This window comes from Marivirga sp. (assembly GCF_024636815.1).
Lineage (GTDB): Bacteria > Bacteroidota > Bacteroidia > Cytophagales > Cyclobacteriaceae > Marivirga.
Genome location: NZ_JAGXGF010000053.1, coordinates 1 through 6,492, shown reverse-complemented (window position 1 = coordinate 6,492; position 6,492 = coordinate 1). Strand labels below are relative to the sequence as shown.

Annotated in this window: 9 protein-coding genes; 7 read left to right on the top strand and 2 right to left on the bottom strand. The window is 35.0% G+C overall.

The features are described 5' to 3' along the window. From Q0L29_RS04105 to Q0L29_RS04095, 3 genes are all read left to right on the top strand, one after another. Positions 1-1,167: serine hydrolase (locus tag Q0L29_RS04105; protein ID WP_296619328.1), on the top strand; the 1,167-nt coding region annotated here is incomplete at its 5' end. Then, on the top strand, positions 1,168-1,905 hold the full coding sequence (locus tag Q0L29_RS04100; RefSeq protein ID WP_296619327.1) for a DUF6090 family protein: 738 nt from the start codon (positions 1,168-1,170) through the stop codon (positions 1,903-1,905). 73 nt (positions 1,906-1,978) lie between these two features. Further along, positions 1,979-2,494: a hypothetical protein gene (locus tag Q0L29_RS04095; RefSeq protein WP_296619326.1), complete on the top strand. Its 516-nt coding sequence runs from the start codon at positions 1,979-1,981 to the stop codon at positions 2,492-2,494. Positions 2,495-2,596: 102 nt separating this feature from the next. Here the strand turns inward: Q0L29_RS04095 and Q0L29_RS04090 are convergent, their stop codons facing one another. Both Q0L29_RS04090 and Q0L29_RS04085 read right to left on the bottom strand, forming a co-directional pair. Continuing rightward, the gene (locus Q0L29_RS04090) at positions 2,597-2,863 is read right to left on the bottom strand and encodes a type II toxin-antitoxin system RelE/ParE family toxin (RefSeq protein ID WP_296619323.1); all 267 of its coding nucleotides are present in this window, start codon (positions 2,861-2,863) and stop codon (positions 2,597-2,599) included. Further along, a complete protein-coding gene (locus Q0L29_RS04085; protein ID WP_296619322.1) occupies positions 2,863-3,060 on the bottom strand; it encodes a hypothetical protein in 198 nt (65 codons plus the stop codon). The genes Q0L29_RS04090 and Q0L29_RS04085 overlap by 1 nt, the downstream gene beginning before the upstream one ends. Positions 3,061-3,514: 454 nt before the next feature. Here Q0L29_RS04085 and Q0L29_RS04080 point away from each other — a divergent pair, with 454 nt between their 5' ends. The 4 genes from Q0L29_RS04080 to Q0L29_RS04065 form a co-directional block, all read left to right on the top strand. After that, a complete protein-coding gene (locus tag Q0L29_RS04080; RefSeq protein ID WP_296619320.1) occupies positions 3,515-4,024 on the top strand; it encodes a nuclear transport factor 2 family protein in 510 nt (169 codons plus the stop codon). Between the two features lie 95 nt (positions 4,025-4,119). Then, a complete protein-coding gene (locus Q0L29_RS04075; protein ID WP_296619317.1) occupies positions 4,120-4,563 on the top strand; it encodes a nuclear transport factor 2 family protein in 444 nt (147 codons plus the stop codon). A gap of 61 nt (positions 4,564-4,624) precedes the next feature. After that, positions 4,625-6,154, top strand: coding sequence for a M20/M25/M40 family metallo-hydrolase (locus Q0L29_RS04070; protein ID WP_296619315.1), 1,530 nt, complete (start codon positions 4,625-4,627; stop codon positions 6,152-6,154). Between the two features lie 18 nt (positions 6,155-6,172). Beyond that, the coding region (locus Q0L29_RS04065; RefSeq protein WP_296619313.1) for a hypothetical protein at positions 6,173-6,492 on the top strand (320 nt) is incomplete at its 3' end.

Genomic DNA, 6,492 nt, shown 5'->3' with positions numbered 1-6,492 from the left:
GGCTATGCCAGTTTAGAACTAGAAACACCTATGCCAAGTGATGGTATTTTTGATATTGGTTCTGTGACCAAACAATTTACAGCTGCTGCCATCTTAAAATTAGTAGAAGCTAAAAAGCTTTCATTGGATGGTGATTTTACGAAGTATTTACCTTTTGACACTAAAGGAAGAAAAGTTACCATTGCTAATTTACTAAACCACACTTCGGGAATTCCAAGCTATACAGAAATTCCCGAGTTTTGGGATATGTCCAAAATGGATTATCCCAAAGATTCATTGGTGCGATTGGTAGAGCGAAACAATTTCATGTTTGAACCAAATGAAGCATTAATTTATAATAACACTGCTTACTTTTTCCTTGGCTTAATTATAGAAAAAGTAACAGAACAAACGTATGAGGAATTTCTAAAGCAAGAGATTTTTGTGCCTTTAGGTATGTCTCATACAAGCTATTCTTCCATTACAGAGATTGTTAAAAATAAAGTAATTGGTTATAGGTATTCTCCAGACGGGCTTAAGCAAAAAGGCTACCAAAAACACGTTTGGCCTTATTCCGCAGGCTCGCTATCAAGTAGCACTGAAGATTTACTCATTTGGATGCGTTCTTTACACAACGGAAAAGTACTATCTCCCTCAATGTATCAATCAATGATTAGTCCAGACAAATTAAACGATGGCTCAACGGTTAGCTATGCCAAAGCATTAGTTAATTTCTCTAATTATGGGCACAAAGAAATTTCTCATGGGGGTGCTATCAATGGATTTTCATCTTTTGTTCAGTATTTACCTGACGAAGATTTATACATCATTTGTTTAATAAACACAATTGGATCAGAAAAATCAGGGCAATTTTTTGCCTATGATCTAACTTGGAAATTGCTAGATAAAAAAATGCCGGAAAATGTGGCTTTAGATATTGATCCGAAATCTTTAGAAGGTTTGTACATAGGTCCAACGAGAGGTAATTATAAAGATTCTATAAAAGTTAAATCTGTTGCGGGAGGTATCACAACTCAAAAATTAAACAGCAATAAAATAGATACGCTGAAAACATACATTGGCAACAATACTTGGGCTAATGGTAATAATAGGATAATAATTAAAAATAATGAGTATCGCGACATTCAGCCTTCTGCTTATTATATTCTTAAAAAGGAGATGGAATAAATGATAAAACTCTTCCGAAAAATCCGCCAAAAATTGATCGAACAACAAAAAGTTCGCAGTTACTTCTTTTACGCCATTGGCGAAATCTTTCTGGTAGTCATTGGAATTTTGATTGCAATAAGTATCAATAATTGGAATCAGAATAAAACCTACAAAAATGAGCTAAATCAAATTGTAAAGGAAGTAAGCAATGATCTCAATCAAGACATTGAATTTCTAAATCTGATGATTGAAATTTCAGAAGAAACGATATATAGTATTGATAATTTACTTAACAATGACAACAAAATGTCTGAAGACTCATTATTGATCAATATTGTAGGACTTCATCGTTTCACATATTTTGTTCCTACAAATTTTGGATATAATAAATTGAATAAACACCCAAGAACAGAATTATTACCTGATAGTTTGACCAATAATCTGACTACTTACTATACTGGTTATTCAATCGAAAGAAATGAAATAATTTCTGAGACAGGCACATTATACAACTTTAATTATTATCGCAATTATCTTGTTAAATTCGGATTTCCGCTAGAAATGAACGGATTAGGATTAGTAAGACCCAAAGATTTATCTCAATTAAACTTTATTATTAACGATACAGAGTTTATCGGAATCTTAAGAAATTCAAAAGCTGTTTGGACTTCGGAATTAGGCATGTTGATAGATGCTCGAGAATTCGCTAAAAACAACCTCGAAACAATAAATAGTTATCTTGTAAGTATAAATTGAAAAGTCCATGAAAAAATAAAAAACACACAAGATTTTGTATAATAACTTTTATAAAATGTAGAAACCAATCAATATGAACAAAATCATACTCACATCAATTAGCTTACTTTTTTCTCTCAATTCAACTTTCGGACAATCCACAGATGACAAATATGCCAAAGATGTAAAATCCATCGATGCCATTATCAATGCATATTATGATGTAGTCTCAGGTTCGAGTCAGGAACCTTGGCAATTTGATCGAGATAAATATATTCATTCAAAAAATGCTGTAATCACAAGAATTGATGAAAACGGGCAAGCCGAATCCCATGCGCTGGAAGCTGAATACATTCCGCTTGCACTAGCTCCAAAAGAGAATTTTTATGAAAAAGAACTTAAAAGAAAAGTGAGTCATTTTGGGAATATGGCTCAGGTGTGGAGTGCTTTTGAAATAAGAACTGAGCCCGAAAAGGAATCAACTCTACGCGGACTGAATAGTATTCAGCTGCATTATGGAAATGGGAGATGGTGGATTGATAGTTGGACTTGTGAAATGGAAACTGGAAAAAACACTTCGGTAGCTCAATTTTTAGAAACAAAGCTCTAGATTGGACTGCTTTTAAAACTAATAATCTGTCTTATGACCGACATAGTGATCACCATCTATCTAATATTAGCTTCCATCCCGCTTTAGTCTGAATTTTGTAAGTCAAGGAAAAATTTTGTAAATATCTTTTCTGTGAGCAACTCTTGCGAACTCCACCAACTCTTCGGAAACAAACACTCCAATTCGATAATCTCCTGAACGAATCCGGAACGCATCCTCATAACCTTTTAACTTCTTAGTGCCAGGAACTTCAGAAAAACCCTGTGCTTGTTTGACCAACTCAATGACCTCAAGAATCGACTGAAGATCTTTAGGCTTATTTATTTTATCAAGATCCTTGCTGAACTTCTTTAAGAAGACAACATCCATTAACCTTTCAATTTCGCCATTACTTCATCTTCCGAAGCCACATCTGAACGGTCAACATCTTTCATAAGGACTGCCAAACCAAAGTCCTCTGTATCTTCATCAGACAGGACTTTAGCATCAACTCCCAGTTTTTGGAGGAGTTCTGAAATAAATTGCAACTCCTGAGGGTTTTTTGGATTAACAACGATTGAACTCATAGCTTCAAAGATAGCAAATTGGAAAGACAGAAACAGCAACAGGGGCTAAATGTTATTCCTCTTTGGACTTTTGGATTAAATTACTAAAAACGTCCCTATCAAAAGGCTGCTATAGCTCATTTAAAAGCGGTATATCAGATACGAATAAAGCTGATAACAGCCAAATGGCAGCACTGATTGATCCTACTTACAATTCCTCCAATTTTCCCTCGGACACAAAACCAGACCCTGCGGACAATAAATCAGGGGTTTCGTCCCTGATCGGTTTCCGATTTTATAGATAAGCGCTATATAGGTTTAGTGATTGAGTTTTCGGCTTCTCTCAGCATCGATATGTTAGACAAATAATTATTGGAAGAAAGAGAGATACTAAAAAATACCAACGGACAAAAAAGATTTAATGACAACTTTTATGTCATTAGCCAATTGTGTGTATTCTGAAAAAACAGAAACTATGAAATACATTTTACCTTTTATTGCTCTGATAATGTTCAGTTGCTCGAACCAATCAAAAGAGACTAAAATGATTGCTGAATCGAGTAACGAACTTATGTCAACAAAAATTAAAGACTCGACAGCAGTAACAAATATTGTCCGGGATTTTTTTCAAGCATTTGATGATAGAGATTTAGATAAAATGGAACAGATACTAACGCCAGCGTCTAAGATAATTCACAATAATGGTGTTACGACTGATACAAAGGAAATGATCGAAGTAATAAAAGAAACTAAAAATTGGTATCCAAGAAAGCGAAAACTTTCAGAATTTGAATTCGATGCAGATGATAACTTTGCAGTAGTTGGTGTAGTAAATGAAGTTACTTTTTCCTTGCCAGAGTATAAGGAAGTTTATGAACCTTATAATGAAACGTGGATTTTCAAAAAGATTAATGATACATGGCATCCGATTAGAATTCATTATTCAAAAATTGTTAGAGAAAAACATACTGAAGAAGTAGAATAAAAATCGGAATGAAAAGCCTACACTCAAGATGAAATAACAAAAAACCAGGAAAGCCGAATACTGACTAGAGTAGGCAAAATTAAAAAAGGAAAATAATGAAAATATCTCACATAATATGTGTTGTGATAATGTTGGTATCAACCAGCTCTCTGTTTGGACAGACGAAGAGTGATTCTTTATTAATCAAAGAAACCGCTCTTAACTATATTGAAGGTCTATGGACAAATAATTATGAGAGAATGGAAAAAGCAATACATCCAGAATTAGCAAAAAGGGTAATTAGAAAAGATGACAATGGGAATTATCGATTAAGTAATATGGGATATTCAGAATTACTGTTTTACACAAAAACTTTAACACCCAATGATGAAAAACCAGAAGAACCTTTTAAAGCGGATGTAATAATCTTTGATATTGCATCAGATATCGCAACTATAAAAATAACCCAAAATAAATATAGTTTCTTTGACTATGTACAGTTAGGAAAGATAAATGGGGAATGGAAAATGATAAATTGGCTATGGGCGAATACAAAATAAACTCATAGTAAAAAGAGATAGCCGAAAACTTATCAAAGTTGGCAAAACACAATTTAGTACAATGATGAAAAAATCTAAAATCCATCTTTTCTATTTGATTTTTGTCTTTACCGGCTACAATCAAATCTGTCTGAGTCAAATCAAACAGCAGGCGGAAACTACAAGCGATTCTTTAACAGTCACTAGACCCACTGATAATCAAATTATAGACTACAATAATTATTTTGAGCAGAATTATGAAAGGCATATTGACGAATTGATAGATTTAATTTCATACCCCTCTTTATCTATGCAAGCTGATCATCAGAATGATTTGATAGAAGCCGCAGAATTCCTTAAAAATAAACTAATCAATATTGGCTTAGAAAAAAGCCAAATAAATTTCTCCAATGGCTTGCCGGTAGTCACTTCGGAATACAATCAGCATATAGATCAGCCTACTGTCCTTTTTTATGGACATTTTGATGTGCAACCTGTCAATAGAGAGCAATGGAAGAATGATCCCTTCAAAGCAGAAATCAGAGATGGTCAATTGTATGGTAGAGGAGCCACTGATGACAAAGGCCCTATCATAGCCTTAATAAGCACTCTTGAAGCCTTAATGGCTATAGATGGGAAGCTTCCAGTAAATATTAAAATCCTTTTGGATGGAGGAGAAGAAATCGGGAGCCCACATTTACCAGGCTGGTTAGCCGATCACAAAGATTGGTTAAAAGATATAGATTTCGGCATCAATGTAGATGCCGCCATGTATAGTGATGAGCAGGGTTTGATATGGAAAGGCCTTCGTGGTGCTTCGGATATAGAAGTCACTTTAACCTCCGCCAATACTGATTTACATTCAGGCATCTATGGAGGAGTTGCACCGAATGCTGCAGTTGCTGCCTCTAAAGTAATTGCTTCTATGTATAATGATGATGGATCAGTTGCCATTGAAGGGTTTTATGATAATTTAAAGATATTCTCTGAATCCGAAAAAATAGAAATCGCTTCTTCCGTAGACAAAAACCAAGAAGCAGATGAATTGAAGAAATTTGAAATTGATCAATGGATTGGAGAAGCCGACTACACCTATACTGAACGAACATGGATTCGTGGATCCATGGATGTCACTGGTTTCCAATCAGGTTATACTGACGGAAAAGCCTCTATCATACCGCATACAGCCTGGTTCAGGATCATGACACGATTGGGGCCAGGTCAGAACCCGGAAAAAATTAACAGCTTGATTAAAAGCCATATCGAAAGAAATATTCCCTGGGGAATCCAAGCAGAATTTAAAGCAAGTGGAATGGCAGCAGCTACTGTCTTAAATGAAGATGATTTGGGGTATAAGATTGGAAAAATAGTGCTAACTGACTTCTTCGGAATTGCTCCAAAAATACTGTACATAGGTGGAACTGTCCCAGCCCTATCTTTTATCCCCGATGCAGGTGGACCTGATTTGGTCTCGATCGGCTTTCAGCGAAGTGATGAGAATTTTCATGCCGATAATGAATTTATGAGAATTGATAGTTTTAAAAAAGGTCAACGCATTTATGCGCAATTATTACATGCATTTGTCAATCAAAATCGCAATTATCCCAGGTAAAACTATAATTAGAAACTGATGAAGCTTACTGAAATACTAATGAAAAAACACCTGCTTATACTACTAGCCTTACTCCCTCAATTTTTATTCTCACAAACGAGAATTATCGACATGCACGTCCATTCCTACTCTGAAAGTGACTTTGGGGAAAGACAACCTGCCACAGATCATTATGGAATGAAAGGCTCAACAAATGCAGAAGAACATCGCCTAGAGACTTTTAAGTATTTTGAGCAATACAATATTGTGAAAGCAATGGTCAGCGGAAACCCTGAAAGCGTAGTAACATGGGCAGAAAAGGATAATTCCGATCGGGTGATTAAAGGGATATTGCAGTT